At 70.6% G+C, this 16,062-nt stretch carries 17 protein-coding genes; 10 read left to right on the top strand and 7 right to left on the bottom strand.

Annotation, left to right across the window (positions count from 1 at the left end):
- Positions 1 to 140: 140 nt before the first annotated feature.
- A complete protein-coding gene (locus ACS5PV_RS17445) occupies positions 141 to 572 on the bottom strand; it encodes a hypothetical protein (RefSeq protein WP_455396605.1) in 432 nt (143 codons plus the stop codon).
- A 703-nt stretch (positions 573 to 1,275) separates the two neighbouring features.
- Between ACS5PV_RS17445 and ACS5PV_RS17440 the strand changes: the two genes are divergently transcribed.
- Positions 1,276 to 1,482 carry a hypothetical protein gene (locus tag ACS5PV_RS17440; RefSeq protein WP_455396604.1) on the top strand — a complete coding sequence of 69 codons (207 nt, stop codon included), beginning with the start codon at positions 1,276 to 1,278 and terminating at the stop codon, positions 1,480 to 1,482.
- 85 nt (positions 1,483 to 1,567) lie between these two features.
- The gene (locus ACS5PV_RS17435; protein WP_455396603.1) at positions 1,568 to 3,136 is read left to right on the top strand and encodes a sensor domain-containing diguanylate cyclase; all 1,569 of its coding nucleotides are present in this window, start codon (positions 1,568 to 1,570) and stop codon (positions 3,134 to 3,136) included.
- A gap of 135 nt (positions 3,137 to 3,271) precedes the next feature.
- On the opposite strand, the gene ACS5PV_RS17430 is transcribed toward ACS5PV_RS17435, so the two are convergent.
- Both ACS5PV_RS17430 and ACS5PV_RS17425 read right to left on the bottom strand, forming a co-directional pair.
- Positions 3,272 to 4,081, bottom strand: coding sequence for a sugar phosphate isomerase/epimerase family protein (locus ACS5PV_RS17430; protein WP_455396602.1), 810 nt, complete (start codon positions 4,079 to 4,081; stop codon positions 3,272 to 3,274).
- A gap of 35 nt (positions 4,082 to 4,116) precedes the next feature.
- Positions 4,117 to 4,809 (bottom strand): GntR family transcriptional regulator, encoded by a 693-nt coding sequence (locus ACS5PV_RS17425; RefSeq protein WP_455396715.1) that lies wholly within the window; start codon positions 4,807 to 4,809, stop codon positions 4,117 to 4,119.
- A gap of 400 nt (positions 4,810 to 5,209) precedes the next feature.
- Between ACS5PV_RS17425 and ACS5PV_RS17420 the strand changes: the two genes are divergently transcribed.
- The 5 genes from ACS5PV_RS17420 (at position 5,210) to ACS5PV_RS17400 (ending at position 9,764) form a co-directional block, all read left to right on the top strand.
- Positions 5,210 to 6,103 carry a dioxygenase family protein gene (locus tag ACS5PV_RS17420; protein ID WP_455396601.1) on the top strand — a complete coding sequence of 298 codons (894 nt, stop codon included), beginning with the start codon at positions 5,210 to 5,212 and terminating at the stop codon, positions 6,101 to 6,103.
- A gap of 19 nt (positions 6,104 to 6,122) precedes the next feature.
- Positions 6,123 to 6,905: a 2-oxo-hept-4-ene-1,7-dioate hydratase gene (hpaH, locus tag ACS5PV_RS17415; protein ID WP_455396600.1), complete on the top strand. Its 783-nt coding sequence runs from the start codon at positions 6,123 to 6,125 to the stop codon at positions 6,903 to 6,905.
- Positions 6,906 to 6,913: 8 nt separating this feature from the next.
- A complete protein-coding gene (gene hpaI / locus ACS5PV_RS17410; protein WP_455396599.1) occupies positions 6,914 to 7,675 on the top strand; it encodes a 4-hydroxy-2-oxoheptanedioate aldolase in 762 nt (253 codons plus the stop codon).
- Between the two features lie 139 nt (positions 7,676 to 7,814).
- Positions 7,815 to 8,237, top strand: coding sequence for an Rrf2 family transcriptional regulator (locus ACS5PV_RS17405; protein ID WP_455396598.1), 423 nt, complete (start codon positions 7,815 to 7,817; stop codon positions 8,235 to 8,237).
- Positions 8,238 to 8,309: 72 nt separating this feature from the next.
- Positions 8,310 to 9,764 (top strand): DHA2 family efflux MFS transporter permease subunit, encoded by a 1,455-nt coding sequence (locus ACS5PV_RS17400; protein ID WP_455396597.1) that lies wholly within the window; start codon positions 8,310 to 8,312, stop codon positions 9,762 to 9,764.
- Positions 9,765 to 9,993: 229 nt separating this feature from the next.
- On the opposite strand, the gene ACS5PV_RS17395 is transcribed toward ACS5PV_RS17400, so the two are convergent.
- The 4 genes from ACS5PV_RS17395 to ACS5PV_RS17380 all read right to left on the bottom strand — a co-directional run bounded on the left by ACS5PV_RS17395 (position 9,994) and on the right by ACS5PV_RS17380 (position 12,913).
- Complete coding sequence (locus ACS5PV_RS17395) at positions 9,994 to 11,007, bottom strand: CobW family GTP-binding protein (protein WP_455396596.1); 1,014 nt, start codon at positions 11,005 to 11,007, stop codon at positions 9,994 to 9,996.
- 14 nt (positions 11,008 to 11,021) lie between these two features.
- On the bottom strand, positions 11,022 to 11,348 hold the full coding sequence (locus ACS5PV_RS17390; RefSeq protein ID WP_455396595.1) for a hypothetical protein: 327 nt from the start codon (positions 11,346 to 11,348) through the stop codon (positions 11,022 to 11,024).
- Between the two features lie 6 nt (positions 11,349 to 11,354).
- Positions 11,355 to 12,236: a polysaccharide deacetylase family protein gene (locus ACS5PV_RS17385; RefSeq protein WP_455396594.1), complete on the bottom strand. Its 882-nt coding sequence runs from the start codon at positions 12,234 to 12,236 to the stop codon at positions 11,355 to 11,357.
- A gap of 221 nt (positions 12,237 to 12,457) precedes the next feature.
- Positions 12,458 to 12,913 (bottom strand): MarR family winged helix-turn-helix transcriptional regulator, encoded by a 456-nt coding sequence (locus ACS5PV_RS17380; RefSeq protein ID WP_455396714.1) that lies wholly within the window; start codon positions 12,911 to 12,913, stop codon positions 12,458 to 12,460.
- A gap of 211 nt (positions 12,914 to 13,124) precedes the next feature.
- Between ACS5PV_RS17380 and ACS5PV_RS17375 the strand changes: the two genes are divergently transcribed.
- From ACS5PV_RS17375 to ACS5PV_RS17365, 3 genes are all read left to right on the top strand, one after another.
- A complete protein-coding gene (locus tag ACS5PV_RS17375) occupies positions 13,125 to 14,078 on the top strand; it encodes an MBL fold metallo-hydrolase (protein WP_455396593.1) in 954 nt (317 codons plus the stop codon).
- 70 nt (positions 14,079 to 14,148) lie between these two features.
- Complete coding sequence (locus ACS5PV_RS17370) at positions 14,149 to 15,813, top strand: FAD-dependent oxidoreductase (protein ID WP_455396592.1); 1,665 nt, start codon at positions 14,149 to 14,151, stop codon at positions 15,811 to 15,813.
- Positions 15,813 to 16,037: a DUF2783 domain-containing protein gene (locus ACS5PV_RS17365; protein WP_455396591.1), complete on the top strand. Its 225-nt coding sequence runs from the start codon at positions 15,813 to 15,815 to the stop codon at positions 16,035 to 16,037. The genes ACS5PV_RS17370 and ACS5PV_RS17365 overlap by 1 nt, the downstream gene beginning before the upstream one ends.
- The last annotated feature ends 25 nt before the right edge of the window (positions 16,038 to 16,062 follow it).

Genomic DNA, 16,062 nt, shown 5'->3' with positions numbered 1-16,062 from the left:
CTTAACGAAGTGACCTATGCCGGCGAGATTTGACGAAATCGCGATCGCCACGTCCGTCATCAAACCCTACGACAGGCACCGACGCGAACTCGCGGGCGGTCCCCGATGCCTGCGGCTTCTCGGAGGGCCGAGCGGCAGGATCACCGCTCGAACTGCGCGTGGCGCTGCGGCAGGTCGTGGCTGGCCGAGAATTCCGCCGTGGCGCCATCCAGCGCACGCCCGAGTGCCACGATCGCCGCATCGACCAGATCGTCCCCGGCCCCTCGCGCGAGAACGGCTTCGGCTCGCTCGATCACGCCGACGAGCCGGATCAAGGCCGGCCCGGACCGTGCGACCCGGCCTGTCCGCTCGACCCGCGCATTAACGGCACGAAGGCGCTCGATCGCCTCCTTCAGGCGTCGCGCCAGCTCAGTTCGCCGACTCGTGCCGAACCCGGATTTGGCCGCGAGGCGATCGGCGAGGCGACGCGATTGACGAGTGCTCCCTGGAAGCGCGATCGGCTCGTGCCGGCTCCCACGCCCGCGGACCGCACCATCATCGAGAGGCATCCCACCATCGTCACTCACGCGCATGATCCATGCTGTCCTGGAAGGGCGGCGCGCAACTCATAACGAGCGGCGGCACGGCGTGTCGCCATAACGACCGCGCCCGCATTGTTAAGAATTATTTGCGACCGTCAAGTCATAAACGCATTGTATATCTTAGGTTGTAGGAATTGTTAGCTCTCTCATTCCGATATTTTTGCTGGCATGCGCGAAATTCGTGCATACCGACCGTGATTAAACCGAACTGACTGGACGATTATAGTTTTTCTGACACATTAGCTCCTGCGTAGATTGTTCGCGGCGCTGCCGTTCCGGCGTTCGGGACGACGCCGTGCCGCTTGACGTTTCCGTCCGGCCGCATCGCTCCTTGTTCCGCCCTCCCGCTTCCCGGCCTCCTCGGGTTCTGCTGCGTCCGCATCGAGGGGCGGCGCAGGGCCGTGGTCGGCGATCTCGGCGACGACGGACCCGAATCATCGGTCGGCTCGCCACCGGTTTCGAGGCCCTCCGCGGCGTACCGGAGCCCGGCTTGCCGGGCGCAGGCCCCGTGGTTTTCTTCGAGCGCCATCGCAGCCCGGATGGCAGCGCTACCAATCGATTTGGGAAAGGATCCGTTAGATCTGCACCAGACGATTTCGTTAACGACCTCAACGGAAGTTCTCTGGAGTTCAGATTGCTTCACACCTCCCGGCCATGCATGACGATGAACAACGACGGACGAGGAACTGCCCCCGTGACCCGCGCCATCCCAACGACGCCCCAGGTCGACGAGCGCACCGCGTCCCTGCCGGTGCCGATCTTGGACGCGATCGTCAGGATCCGCCCTGGGACTGCCGATCTGCCCCTTCGGAATGCCGGCCGTCGCCGCGCCGCCCTCCACGCCGTCGTCCGGGGCACCGAGGAGACGACGCTGACGCCTTCACGCCCCTTGATGGCATGATGGTCCGGCTCGATCCCACCGTCGTGAGCGCGTTCCGGCCGGTCGCCGCCGCGCACGACCCGCATCGTCTTGGCCGTGCATGAGCATGAAGCAAACCAAGCGCCGTCGCGGCTGGCTGCGATCCACCCGGGTCTGGATCGGGGCGGGCATCCTCGTGCCGGTCGGCATGGTCGCGGTCTGCTCCGTGATGCTGCTCGAGCTGCGCCGGGATGCGTGGGACAAGGCCGAGCAGACCTCCAAGAACCTGCTCCAGGTCATCGAACGCGACATCGACCGCAACATCGAGATCATCGACCTGGCGCTGCGCACCACCGTCGAGAACCTCGAGCTCCATGATCTCGAGGAACTCAAGCCCGCCTATCGCCAGCGCATCCTGTTCGACCGTGCCGTCAACGCCAAGGACCTCGGCGTGATGCTGGTGCTCGACGAGCACGGCAACAGCATCTACGACGCCGCCGGTTGGCCGCCACGGCGCCTCAACAGCGCCGGGCGCTCCTACTTCCAGGCCCACAAGGCCAACCCCGAGCTCGGGCTCCATATCAGCCAGCCGCTGATCTCGCAGCATACGGGCAAGCCGATCATCGTGCTCAGCCGGCGCATCGGCATGGCCGGGGGCTCGTTCAGCGGCATCGTGCTCGGCAGCCTCTCGTTGTCCTACTTCGACCAGCTGTTCCAGCACATCGAGCTCGGGCGGAACGGCACGATCGGCCTGTTCCACGCCGACGGCACCCGCATCGTGCGCCATCCGGTGCCCAACCCGGAACTCGCCCCGAACTTCGCCGACTCGCCGAACGTCCAGCGCTTCCTGCGCGAGGAGCGCGGCAGCATCGTCGGCGTGACCCCGAGCGACCGCATCAAGCGGCTCTACACGTTCACGAAGGTCGGCGACCTGCCGCTCTACCTTACGGTCGCGCTCTCGACGGACGAGATCGAGGCCGAGTGGCGCCAGAAGGCTTTTGTGATCGCCCTCCTGGTGCTCGGGCTGTGCGCGGTGGCGGTCGGGCTGGCGCTGCTCGTCGGGCGGGAGCTGCGCCGGCGCAACGCCGTCGAGGCCGAGCTGGCCCAGCTCTCGCGCACCGATGCGCTCACCGGCCTGCCCAACCGCCGCGTCTTCGAGGAGACGATCGAGCGGGCCTTCGCCGAGGCGCGCCGCCACGGTGGTTCCGTGGGCCTGCTCGTCGTCGATGCCGACCACTTCAAGCGCTACAACGATCGGTATGGTCACGCGGTCGGCGACCTCGTGCTGCGCGCGCTCGCCCGGGCGCTGCGGCAGAGTGCGCGCCGGCCCGGCGATCTCGTCGCGCGCATCGGGGGCGAGGAGTTCGTGGTCCTGCTCCCGGGGACGGATGCGGAGGGGACGGCTTGCGTCGCCGAGAGGGTGCACGAGGCGGTCGCCGGGCTCCGGGTCGAGGCGGAGGGGCGCAGCGTCGGACGGATCACGGTGAGCATCGGCCTGGGCTTCGGCCTGCCGCGCCAGGGCAGCACGCCCGATGACCTCTTCCGGCTCGCGGACGCCGCCCTCTACGAAGCCAAGGCGGCGGGGCGTGACCGGACCTGCTACGTGGTGATGGATCCGAACGGATCCCGGACAGCCGGCACGGCTCGACTCGACGGCGCGATGCCCGCCTCCCTCGAACCCCCTCTCGTTGCCTGAGCCAGTGCCCTGCGCGTCGCCCTGATCGACTGGCGCCGCATCGTCCTCACGGATCGTCGCAGCGATGCTCCGGGCCGGCGGCCTAAACCCGGGGATCCGGCGCAGGACGCACCCGCGCGTCGCAGGCGCGGGCGTTCAGCCGGCGAGCACGCGCCGGGCCGCCGCGAGATTGGCCCGGACGTGGGCCTCGGGCGAGACGGCGCCGGTGATCGGCACCTCGATCGACAGGGAGGTCGTGGGCGGCAAGGCGGCGACCAGCGCGGCCAGCGGCAGCGCCCCCTCCCCCGGCGGGAGACGCCCGGCCCGGGCTTCCTGGATGATCGCGTCCGTCGATCCCGGCACCTGCGCCGGGGCATCGCAGAGCTGCGCGTGGCGGATCAGGCCGGGCGGCACGGCGCGCACGTCGTCGGGCGATCCGCCGGTGCGGGAGAGGTGGAGCGCGTCGACGAGGACGCCGCCATTCGGCCGGCCGGCGGCCTCGACCACCCGGACCGCGTCGGGGAGGCTGGCGACCCGGCGCCAGGCCATGCATTCGAGATCCACGCCGATGCCGAATCCGGCCGCGAGGTCGCACAATTCGGCGAAGCAGGCGACGAGGCGCGGGCGGTCGGGGTCGTCGCCGCACACGCTCAGGCGGCGGGCGCCGAGCCCGGCGGCGGATTCGAGCATGCCGGAGAGCGAGGCCGGCACGAACTCCTCGTCGAGGGTGACGAACTCGATGTCGTGGACGCGCATCCCCTCGTCGGCCAGCGCCCGGCGCATCTCCCGGAAGGCGTCGCTGCCAGTGGGCAACTCGTAGAACGGCGCCCCCGGGAAGGCCGGGTAGAGCCGCAGCCCCAAAGCAGCGCAGCCGGTCCGGGCGCCGAGCCTGACGAGTTCGACGGGCGGCACGCCGATGCAGGTGAAGTGGGCCAGACCCAGCGGCCAGTCGTGAGAGGCGTGCATGGTGGTCGCTCGAAGGATCGAGGGAGGGCTCGCGCTCAAGGTGCGAGCTTGTCGGCGAGGTGACGCTGGAGGTTGGTGCCCGTGCGATGGATGTGCTCGCGCAGGCGGTCGCAGGCGAAGTCGGCATCGCGGGCGACCGCGCCCTGCGCGATCTCGCCGTGCTCGTAGGCGACGTTGCGGTCGCCGCCGGGGGTGCGGCGCAGGAACGAGCGCCGGTAGCGGTCGTTCAGGCTCAGCAGCACGCTGCAGAAGTTGAGCAGCAGCGGCATCCGGCAGCCGGCGATCAGCGTGAGGTGGAACTCGCGGTGATAGGCTTCCCACCGCTCCAGCGTGTCGGGCTGCTCCGGATCCCGCCCGACCCGGTTCATGCGATGCAGGGCGCGCATCACGTCGCCCTCCCAGTCCACGGTGCCGATCGCGATCGCCTGGCGCAGGGCCAGGACCTCGAACTCCTCGCGCAGCCGGGTGATCTCCTCCAGGTTCGCGAGCGAGACCGGCGCGACGCGGTAGCCGCGATTGTCCTCGAACACCACGAGCCCATCGGCGATCAGCCGGGCCAGCGCCTCCCGCAGGGGGCTCAGCGAGACCCCGAAGCTCGCGCGGGCGCGCTCCAGGTTGATCTTGCTGCCCGCCTCGAGCTGTCCCGACACGATCGCCTCGCGCAAGCGATCGACGAGCTGGCTCGCCATCGTGTTCTTGCCGTCGTCGACCAGGGTGAGGCCGGGCATGCCCGGTCCGGGCTCGGAGCGCACCCCGTCCTGGCCGGCCGCAGCGCGTCGGCTCCTCGCCTCGGTCACGACACCCCTCCCCGACAGCGCGGCTTCGATACTCGTCGACGATCCATATAAAAAACGATTTTTCGTGTCAAACGCGATCGCACAGCGACCTGTGCGAGCGCCGCGCGCGGGACTGGGTTGAAGATCCGGATTTTTGCAATGTCTGACAGACTGTTACCGATACGCGGTGCGCCCCGTGACAGGCGAGCCGCGCCGGATACGGGGCTCGGCCGAGGCGTCCGGCAAGGCTCGCTCCGCCCGGAGGGGCAAGTCTAGATCGTCCAGCGAAATTGCTTGTTGACGAATAATCGATGATATGGGACCAGAGCGCGGAGCTAGGGAGGCGAGAGCCATGCGCATCGAGCGCCAGCAGGACGTGACGCCGGCCGTTCTGGAGGTCATGGGACGGACCCGCGACCCGCGCCTGCGCGAGATCATGACCTCGCTCATCACCCACCTGCACGGCTTCGTGCGCGACGTGCGCCTCACCGAGGCCGAGTTCCGCGACGCCACCGCGATCCTCAACGAGATCGGCGCGCTCGCCTCCGACACCCACAACGAGTTCGTGCTGATGGCCGGCTCCGTCGGCGTGTCCTCCCTCGTGTGCCTCCTCAACAACGGCGACCACGGCAACACCGAAACCTCGCAGTCGCTGCTCGGGCCGTTCTGGCGCCTCAACGCGCCGCGGGTCGAGAATGGCGGCACGATCGTGCGCTCCGACACGCCCGGCGCTCCGCTCTTCGTCAACGCCCGGGTGATCGACGGCGAGGGGCGGCCGATCGCAGGCGCCGAGGTCGACGTCTGGCACGCCTCGCCGGTCGGCCTCTACGAGAACCAGGATCCCGAGCAGGCCGAGATGAACCTGCGCGGCAAGTTCACCACCGATGCCGACGGCCGGTTCTGGTTCCGGTCGGTGATGATGATCGGCTACCCCATCCCCACCGACGGGGTCGTCGGGCGGCTGCTCGCCGCTCAAGGACGCCACCCGATGCGCCCGGCCCACCTGCACGCCCTGATCTACAAGCCGGGCTTCAAGGTGCTGATCTCGCAGGTCTACGACGCCAACGACCCGCACATCGATTCCGACGTGCAGTTCGGGGTGACCAAGGCGCTTGTCGGCGACTTCGTCCGTCACGACGAGCCGCATCCCGACGCCCCGGACGTGCCGGCGCCCTGGTACGCCCTCGACTACACCTACGTCATGGAGCCCGGCGAGGCCGTGCTGCCGCGCCCGCCGATCAAGTGAAATCCTGGAGGACACCGCCGTGCTGAGCGACGACGATCACCGCAAGGCCGCCGAGGCCATCCTCAAGGCCGAGCGCGAGCGCGTGCCCTGCCCGCAGCTCTCGAAGACCTTTCCGGGCATGGAGATCGCGGACGCCTACCGGGTCCAGGATCTCTGGGCCGAGGCGCGGATCGCCGCCGGCGCGCGGCTCGCCGGCCACAAGATCGGCCTGACCTCGCGCGCCATGCAGATGGCCTCGAAGATGACCGAGCCGGATTACGGCCGCATCCTCGACGATGCGCTGTTCAACGACGGCGCCCAGATCCGCACCGACCTGTTCATCAAGCCGCGGCTCGAGGTCGAGCTCGCCTTCATCATGGGCGAGGACCTGTCGGGGCCGAGCTGCCGCATCTACGACGTGATGCGGGCGACCGAGTTCGTGGTGCCGGCGCTCGAGATCATCGATTACCGCACCGAGGTGCCGCGGGCGATCGTTGACACCATCGCCGACAACGCCGCCTTCGGCGCCATCGTGGTCGGCGGCCGCACGATCCGGCCCTTCGACGTCGACGTGCGCTGGATCGGCGCGACCCTGTCGCAGAACGGCATCATCGAGGAATCGGGCGTGTCCGCCGCCATCATGGGCCACCCGGCTGCCGGCATCGCGTGGCTCGTCAACAAGCTCGCGGCGGTCGATGCGGGGCTCAAGAAGGGGCAGATCGTACTCGGCGGCTCGTTCACCCGCCCCGTCGACATCAAGCGCGGGGACGTGATCCAGGCCGATTACGGCCCGCTCGGCGCCATCGGCGTCTCCTTCGTCTGAGGCGGGCGATGATCGAGAACCGCTTCAAGCGCGCTTTGCGCGAGGGCCGCCAGCAGATCGGCCTGTGGTGCAGCCTGCCGGGCTCCTACGCGGCGGAAGCCGTGGCGGGGTCGGGCTACGACTGGCTCTTGTTCGACACCGAGCACTCGCCGGGCGATCCGCTCACTGTGCTGGCGCAGCTCCAGGCGGTAGCGCCCTACGACGTCTCGGCGGTGGTGCGCCCCGCCGCCAACGACACGGTGCTGATCAAGCGCTTCCTCGATCTCGGCGCCCAGACCCTGCTGATCCCCTACGTCCAGGACGCCGACGAGGCACGCGCTGCGGTTGCGGCGACGCGCTATCCCCCTGAGGGCGTGCGCGGCGTATCGGGTCTCACCCGCGCGACGCGGTTCGGGCGGGTCCCGGGCTACGCCCGGCGCGCCTCCGAGGAGATCTGCCTGCTGGTGCAGGTCGAGACGCGGGAGGCGCTCGACTGGCTGGAGGAGATCTGCGCGGTCGAGGGTGTCGACGGCGTCTTCGTCGGGCCGGCGGATCTCGCGGCAAGCCTCGGCCATGTCGGCGAGCCCGGCCACCCGGAGGTGGTCGCAGCCGTCGAGGACGCGGTCCGCCGCATCCGGGCGTCGGGCAAGCCCGCCGGCATCCTGACCCCCGACACCGCCTTCGCGAAGAACTGCATCGCGATCGGCACCACCTTCACGGCGGTGGCCATCGACGTCGGCGTGCTCGCCCGGGGCACCGAGGCCCTGGCGCGCCAGTTCAAGGCGGGCTGAGGACCGCGCGCCTCCGGTTTCCCCGCGAGACCGGGCGACTCATGGCGACAGTGGTCGCCGCGGGATCACCGCCGAGCCGAGGCTCCCGGTCGCGGCACACCACCTTGATTCCCAAAAACAGAACTGCCATAGTTCTGTTATGGCAGCAAACAGCCTCCTTGCATGCGCCACCCAAGCGCTCTGCGTCGTCGCATGGCGCGGCGCCGAGGACGCGAACGCGGAGATGCTCGCGAAGAGCCTCGACACGAATCCGGTCGTGGTGCGGCGCATTCTCAAGGCCCTCGAACGTGGCGGCCTCGTTCGGTTGCGGCCCGGGCGCAACGGCGGGGTCGAACTCGCCCGTGCGCCGGACGACATCTCGCTGGATGACATCCATCGCGCGGTCGAACCCGACGCGGCCTTGTTCGCGCTGCGCGCGCGCGGCAACCCCCGCTGCCCGGTACAGGCGACGGTGACCCGCGCGCTGCCGCCGTTGTTCCAGGCCGCCGACGACGCCGTCGCAGGCGTGCTGCGCCGGACCTCGCTCGCCGCCCTCGTGCGGCAGGTCCCGCCGCCGAACTGATACCTCCCGGGGTACCGGACCGCACTCGCGCCGAAAACAAAACATACCCTGTTCTGTATCAGGAGATAGATCGTGAGCGCCCAGCCCCTCGCACCGGATGATCGGATACCGGACCGCCCCGAAGCCTCCCTGACCGTCCGGGTCGACGGGGTGGGACGTCCGGTCCGGCCCAACCAGGTGCTGGCGATCGTCAGCCTCGGCATCGTCCTGGCCAACCTCGACTTGTTCATCGTCAACGTCGCCCTGCCCGACATCGCGCGCGACTTCGCCGGGAGCGGCCTCGACCGGCTGTCCTGGATCCTGAACGGCTACGCCATCGTCTACGCCGCCCTCCTGGTCTTCTTCGGGCGCCTCGCCGAGCGCTACCGCCGCGACCGGAGCTTCCTTGCCGGCATCGCGCTGTTCACCTTCGCGTCGGCCGCCTGCGCGGCGGCGCCCAGCGTCGAGGCGCTGGTCGCGTTCCGCCTCGTCCAGGCCGCGGGCGCCGCGCTGATGACGCCGACCTCCCTCGGGCTGCTGCTCGCGACCTTCCCGCCGGAGGGACGCGGCGGCGCGGTCCGGTTCTGGACCGCCATCGGCGGCTTCGCGGCGGCGCTCGGGCCGGTGGTCGGCGGCCTCCTCGTCGCCTGGAGCTGGCGCTGGATCTTCCTCGTCAACCTGCCGATCGGGCTCCTCGCCCTCGCGATCGGGGCCTGGAAGCTGCCCGCCGTCCCGGGCCACGCGATCCTGCGGCCCCGGATCTGGGGCGCCCTGCTCGTGACGCTCGGGGTCGGGATCCTGACCTACGGCATCATGCAATTCCCGGAATGGGGGTGGCGTTCGAGCGCGCTGGCCCTCACGCTCGGCGCGGCCGTGTTGCTGTTCTGGCTCTTCGTGCGCGATTGCCTGCGCTCGTCGAACCCCCTCGTCGACCTGTCGCTCTTCCGTATCCGGGCCTTCACCGGCTCGGCCCTGGTCCTGGTGCCCTTCTCGATCGCCTTCGGCGCGATGCTCCTGTCGATCGCCCTGTGGCTGCAGGACGGCTGGGGCTGGTCGGGCCTGAAAGCCGGCCTCGCGATCGCGCCCGGACCATTCATCGTGCCGCTGACCTCCCTGTTCCTGGCCGGCCGCTTGATCGCGCGCCTGGGGCCCGCCCCCGTGGTCGCGCTCGGTGTCGCGTGCTTTGCCGCCTGCTTCGCCTGGTGGGCCGCGATGGTGGGCCCGGAACCCAGCATGGCCGTCGCCGTCGTCGGCATGCTGCTGTCGGGTGTCGGGGTCGGGCTCACCGTTCCGACCTTGATGGGCGCCGGGCTCGCAACGCTGCCGCCCTCGTCGTTCGCGACGGGATCAGGAATCCTCAACATGGTCCGGCAGACCGCGATCGCCCTCGGCGTCGCGATCTTCGTGGCCGTCATCGGCGCGCCGAACACGGTGGCGGAGCGGTTGGCGGCCTACGAGCGCGCGTGGTGGCTGATGGCGGTGGTCGCGCTCGCAGCCCTGCTTCCCCTGTCCCTCATGAGGACACGGCCGGACAGGCGCGCGGAGTGACCTCGCGCCTGCTGCGTGACGGTCGCGTCTGGAGCGTGAGCGTCCGGGGCACGGCACCGGTGCTGCCGCTGGCCGATGTCGCCGAGGCGGCGGCCGAGCGCGCCTGCGCCACGCCGACGGGCGCGCGGAGAGGGCGACGACGCCGTGGCTGATCGGCTGCGACCGCGCCCCCGGCACCGTGCGGCGGGGCGTTGAACCCGGTCGAGCCGCCAGGCGCCCGCGAAGGCCCTCATGCAGCGTCCCGCGGCGCGCCCGCCGGCATCAGCCCGAAGGCCCGCAGCGAACGCTCGATCAGGCCGGCGTCGAGGCCGCGGGTGATGAAGACGAGGCGCGAGCGCCGGTCGGCCGGATCGGGCCAGGCCGAGAGATGCGTCGGCACGTGGACGAGCTGCTGCACGCCGTGGATCGCCACCGGCGTGTCGGAGCCGGCGACGTTCAGCAAGCCCTTGACCCGCAGGACGGCGCCGCCGTGGCGGTGCAGCAGCATGGTCAGCCACAGGCCGAACCGCGTCCAGTCGATCGCCCCCTCGAACACGAGCGCGAAGGTCGAGACGCGATCGGCGTGCCCGTCCCCGACCGGGGCGGGCACGCAGCGGAAGCACTCGGAGACCGTCGTCAGGGCCTCGCGCCCGCCGAGCAGGGCGGCGGCGTCGAGCGTCCCGTCCGCGGCGCGCACGAGCGGGGCGTCGGGGTTGAGCGCCCGCACGGCCGCGACCGCCGCCGCCGCCTGCCCGGGGGTGGCGAGATCGGTCTTGGTGAGCACGAGGCGGTCGGCGATCGCGGCCTGGGCGACGCTCTCGGGCTGGCGCGCGAGCTGGTCGGGGCCGTTGACGGCGTCGAGCGTGGTCACCACCGCGCCCATGCGGACCTGGTGCCTCAGCACCGGGTCGGCGGTGAGGGTGGCGATCACCGGCAGGGGATCGGCAAGGCCGGTCGATTCGACGACGATGCGGCGGAAGGGCGGCACCTCGCCCCGCGCCCTGCGGGACAGCAGCGCCTTGAGGGCGGCGGCCAGCTCGCCGCGCACGGTGCAGCAGACGCAGCCGGAGGAGAGCAGCACCATCTCCTCGTCGATGCGCTCGAGCAGGTGATGGTCGAGGCCGACCTCGCCGAACTCGTTGATCAGCACCGCCGTGTCGCCGAGCGCCGGATCCCGGAGCAGGCGCGACAGCAGCGTGGTCTTGCCGGAGCCGAGGAAGCCGGTGAGCAGGATCACGGGCGTGAAGCCGGGATCGGCCGTCATGGAGCCGCCGGCGCTCACGGCCGGGCGTCCAGCCGCGCCAGCAGCGCCGGATCGAGGGGGTCGAGCGGGCGGCCGAGCAGTCGCTCGGCCACGGCCCAGAGATGGCCGAGATCGCCGACGAGCTCGACCTTGCCGGTGCGGGTCGCGAGCCGGAAGGCGGTGCCCTGCCAGTCGGTGAGCCCGAGCCCGAACAGGGCCAGGATGCGGTTGGCCTCCGCGACCCGGCGGGCGCGCTCCCGGCGGCGCGCGAGGGGGTCGGTGTTGCGGGTGAAGGCACCGGGCCGCGCATGCGCGTCGGCCCAGTGCTCCGCTCCGCCGAGGACGCCGCAGAGCGCGCACATCGCCGGCTACGGCTTGCGCGGGCAGCGCCGGGCGAAGTCGTCCGCCATCTCGTTCATCGTGACGAACCGAACGCCCGGATGCGACGACATGTACTGGTACAGCCGCTCCAGCATCATCAGCACGTGGGGCCGGCCCGACACGTCCGGGTGGATCGTCATCGGGAAAACGGCGTAGTCGTATTCGCGGTAGACCCAGTCGAACTGGTCGCGCCACATCTGCTCGATGTCGCGCGGATTGACGAAGCCGTGGCTGTTCGGCGACTTCTTGATGAACATCATCGGCGGCAGGTCGTCGAGGTACCAGGAGGCCGGGATCTCGATCAGGTCGGTCTCCTGCCCGCGCCGGAGCGGCACCATCCAGTCGGACGGCTTCCCCGCGTAGTCGATCTTGGTCCAGCTATCGCCGACCCGCACGTAGTAGGGCTGGTGGTCGTGGTGCATCAGCGAGTGGTCGTACTTGATGCCGCGCTCGAGCAGCAGCTCGTTCGTGACCGTCGAGAACTCCCACCACGGCGCGACGTAGCCGGTCGGCCGCTTGCCCGAGAGCTTGGTCACGAGGTCGATGCACTTGTCGAGGACCTCGATCTCCTGCTCGCGCGTCATCTCGATCGGGTTCTCGTGCGAGTAGCCGTGGATGCCGATCTCGTGGCCGGACTCGGCGACCGCGCGCATCTCGTTCGGGAAAGTCTCGATCGAGTGGCCGGGGATGAACCAGGTCGTCTTGATGCCGAGGCGGTCGAACATCCTGAGGAGGCGGGGCGAGCCGACCTCGCCGGCGAACAGGCCGCGGGAGATGTCGTCGGGCGAATCCTCGCCGCCGTAGGAGCCGAGCCAGCCGGCGACCGCATCGACGTCGACGCCGAAGCCGCAGAGGATGTCTTTTGCCATCGGGAGGGTCCTTTCCTCGCTCAGCCGAGCTCGCAGGCGTGGCGACCCGTTTTGCGCCGGAAATCCGCGGCAGAACAAGACCCCGGGCGGGAGCGAGGCCGTCCGGTCCGGGAGCGCGCGGGAGGGGCGCGGCGGGGCGCAGGATTGACCAGGAGGATGGGGATCCGGCCGGGCCTTCGGGACGACTCCCCCTTCGGGAAAGCCGGTCCTCGCGTGCCGGACTAACCTCCCCGGCGATGCGTCACCAGATCGAGCGACCGCTCGAGGGTCAGCAGGATCTCGTCCAGCGCACCGGCCTGCGCCGGGCTGAGGCACGACAGGAGCGCCTGCTCGCGCGCGAGCAGGAGCGGCAGCAGCTCCTCGTAGACCTCCCGCCCTCTCGGCGTAAGCTGGAGCATGATCTCGCGCCGGTCGTCGCCGCCCTCCAGGCGCTCGACGAAGCCGAGTTCGGCAAGCTGGCCGACGGCACGGCTGATGCGGGATTTGTGCGTCCGCGTGCAGCGCACGACGTAGTTGGCGCTTCGCGGCGCGTCGTGCATGCCCAGCGTCGCCAGAACCCGCCATTCCGGGATGTCGATCCCGAAACGCGCGTAGTCGGCCGCCAGGGCGTTGCTGAACTCCGTCGCGAGGCGGTTGAGCCGGAACGGCATGAAGCCGAGCAAGTCCAGACGGTTCATCCTCTGCACCTCGCACCCTCCCGATCACCGCGCCGCGGCGTCGGGACCCGATCTCCATGCCGCTTGACGGTTGCGACCGCAACCGTCTATAAATGGTTGCACTCGCAACAAGCACGGCGACCGCCACTTTGCAACGCCGCAGCGAGCCGCCTGCCCGATCGCCGGAGGGATGATACGCTTCGGCGCGGGACGGACGAGGGAGGAGGACCGCATGAGCAAGGGTTTCGCCAGCCAGGGCGATCTGGCCGAGAAGACCGAGACCTTCTCCGAGCTGGCACCGGGCGTCTACGCGCTGACCGCCGAGGGCGACCCGAATTCCGGTATCGTGGTCGGCGACGACTCGGTGCTGGTGATCGACGCCCGCGCCACACCGCGCATGGCCGGCGACCTCGTGGCCCGCGTCCGCGCCGTCACCGACAAGCCGATCCGCCACGTGCTGCTCACCCATTACCACGCCGTGCGGGTGCTCGGCGTCGCCGGCTATCCCGACCGGGTCAACGTCATCGCCAGCGACGTCGCCCGGGCGATGATCGTCGAGCGGGGACAGCAGGACATGGACTCGGAGATCCAGCGCTTTCCGCGGCTCTTCCGCGGCCGCGAGGAGATCCCGGGCCTGACCTGGCCGACGCTGACCTTCCACGGCGAGATGACGCTGTGGCTCGGCTCGCGCGAGGTGCGGATCATCCATGCCGGGCGCGGCCACACCGCCGGCGACACCATCGCGTGGCTGCCGAAGGAACAGGTTCTGTTCTCCGGCGACCTCGTCGAGTACGGCGCCACCCCCTATTGCGGCGACGCGCATTACGGCGACTGGCCCGCCACCCTAGACCGCCTGGAGGCCCTGAAGCCCAAGGCCCTGGTGCCGGGCCGCGGCGAGGCGCTGACGAGCCCGGAGCGGATCCGCGAGGGGCTGGAGGGCACCCGCGCCTTCCTGCGCGACCTGTTCGACATCGCCAAGGCCGGCGTCGCGGCCGGGCACGATCTGAAGACGGTCTATGCCCGGGCGATGAGCGAGATGCGGCCGAAATACGGGCACTGGGTCATCTTCGAGCATTGCATGCCGTTCGACGTGAGCCGCGCCTACGACGAGGCGAAGGGGATCGACACTCCGCGGATCTGGACCGCCGAGCGCGACATCGAGATGTGGCGGGCGCTGGAAGGCTGAGCCCCCCGTCGAGCGATCAACGAAGCGACGCCCGGGCCAACCGGGCGCGCCGCCGTGCCGAGGAAACGCCATGACCCCTCGCCCCCGCTTTGCCTCGAACCCCTCGCCCGAGCCGGGCGATCGCCGGCCGGTCGTGGTGATCGGCGCCGGACCGGTCGGCCTCACCTGCGCCATCGATCTCGCGACCCGCGGTGTGCCGGTGGTGGTGCTCGACGACGACGACACCGTCGCGACCGGCAGCCGGGCGATCTGCTGGGCCAAGCGCACCCTGGAGATCTGGGACCGCCTCGGCGTCGGGCAGCGGATGGTCGACAAGGGCGTGACCTGGAGCGTCGGGCGCGTCTTCCACGGCGCGCGCGAGCTCTACCGCTTCGACCTGCTGCCCGAGGGCGGGCATCGCCGCCCGGCCTTCGTCAACCTGCAGCAATACGCCGTCGAGCAATACCTGATCGAGCGGGCGGCGGACTTCCCCGACCTGATCGCACTCTGCTGGCGCCACGAGGTCACCGGCCTGGTCCAGGGCGCCGACGGCGTGCGCCTCGACGTCGCGACGCCGGACGGCGCCAGGACGATCGAGGCCGACTGGGTGATCGCGGCCGACGGGGCGCGCTCGCCGACCCGGACCCGGATGGGCCTGCCCTTCCCCGGCCAGCGCTTCGAGGAGCGCTTCCTCATCGCCGACGTCAAGCTCGCCGACCCGGCGAGGCGGGCGGAGTTCCCGACCGAGCGGTTGTTCTGGTTCGAGCCCACCTTCCATGCCGGCCAGAGCGCGCTCCTGCACCGCCAGCCCGACGACGTGTTCCGCATCGACTTCCAGCTCGGCCCCGAGGCCGATCCGGAGTCGGAGCGCCAGCCGGAGCGGGTGATGCCGCGGGTGCGGGCGGTGATGGGCGAGGAGACGCCGGTCACCCTCGAATGGTGCTCGGTCTACTCGTTCCGCTGCGCGCGGCTGGAGCGCTTCGTGCACGGGCGCGTGGTGTTCGTCGGCGACAGCGCCCACGTGGTGAGCCCATTCGGGGCGCGGGGCGGCAACGGCGGCATCCAGGACGCCGACAACCTGTGCTGGAAGCTGGCGCTGGTGCTGCGCGGCGAGGCCCCCGAGAGCCTGATCGCCACCTACGACGAGGAACGTGGGGCCGGCGCCGACGAGAACATCCTGAACTCGAGCCGCACCACCAACTTCATGACCCCGAAGACCAGGGCCGAGCGGCATTTTCGCGATGGGGTGCTGGCTCTCGCCGCGGAGGCGCCCTTCGCCCGCTCCCTCCTCAATGCCGGCCGCCTGTCGCGGCCGTGCAGCCTCGCCGGGATGTCGCTCCAGACCCCGGACGGGATCCCGCAAGCCGGGGGATTGCGGCCCGGCGAGCCCTGCATCGATGCCCCGCTCCTCGACGCGGGCGGCGGCGACACCTGGCTGCTGGACCGGCTCGGCGGGTCGTTCACGCTCCTGGTCCTCGCGGACGGAGCCGATCCCGTCCGGCTCCCGGACCTGCCGCCGGGCCTGCGCTGCGTCGTCGTCGCCGCGCGGCCGACGACCGTGCCGGGGGTCGAACTCCTGTGGGATGCGCAAGGCATCGCCGGCTTGCGCTACGGCGCCGGATCGGTGGCAGCCTACCTGATCCGGCCCGACGCCCACGTCGCCGCCCGCTTCGCGGATCTTGATGGCGGTCAGGTGGCCGATGCGCTCGCCCGCGCGAGCGGCCGGTCCGGCGCGTCCGTCCAGGAGGCCGCGTGATGACCGGGCAGTTGCGACAGGGCGACGGCTTCGCCGGGCGGGCGGACGAGGTCTACGAGACCCTGATCCGCGCGCATCACGGCTTGAGCGACGAGGACAGCGCGGCGCTCAACGCGCGGCTCGTGCTGATCCTCGCCCACGAGGTCGGCGACCCCGCTTTGCTGGCGCAGGCCATCGCGCTCGCCCGGCGCCCCCTGCGCCCGGCGAGCGCCGATCGCTCCTGACGCGGCGAAGCGGAGCGCGAGAGCG

It is taken from the genome of Methylobacterium sp. Gmos1, assembly GCF_053764715.1.
Note: the sequence above shows the minus strand (reverse complement) of the source record. Positions and strands in the feature narration are given on the sequence as shown.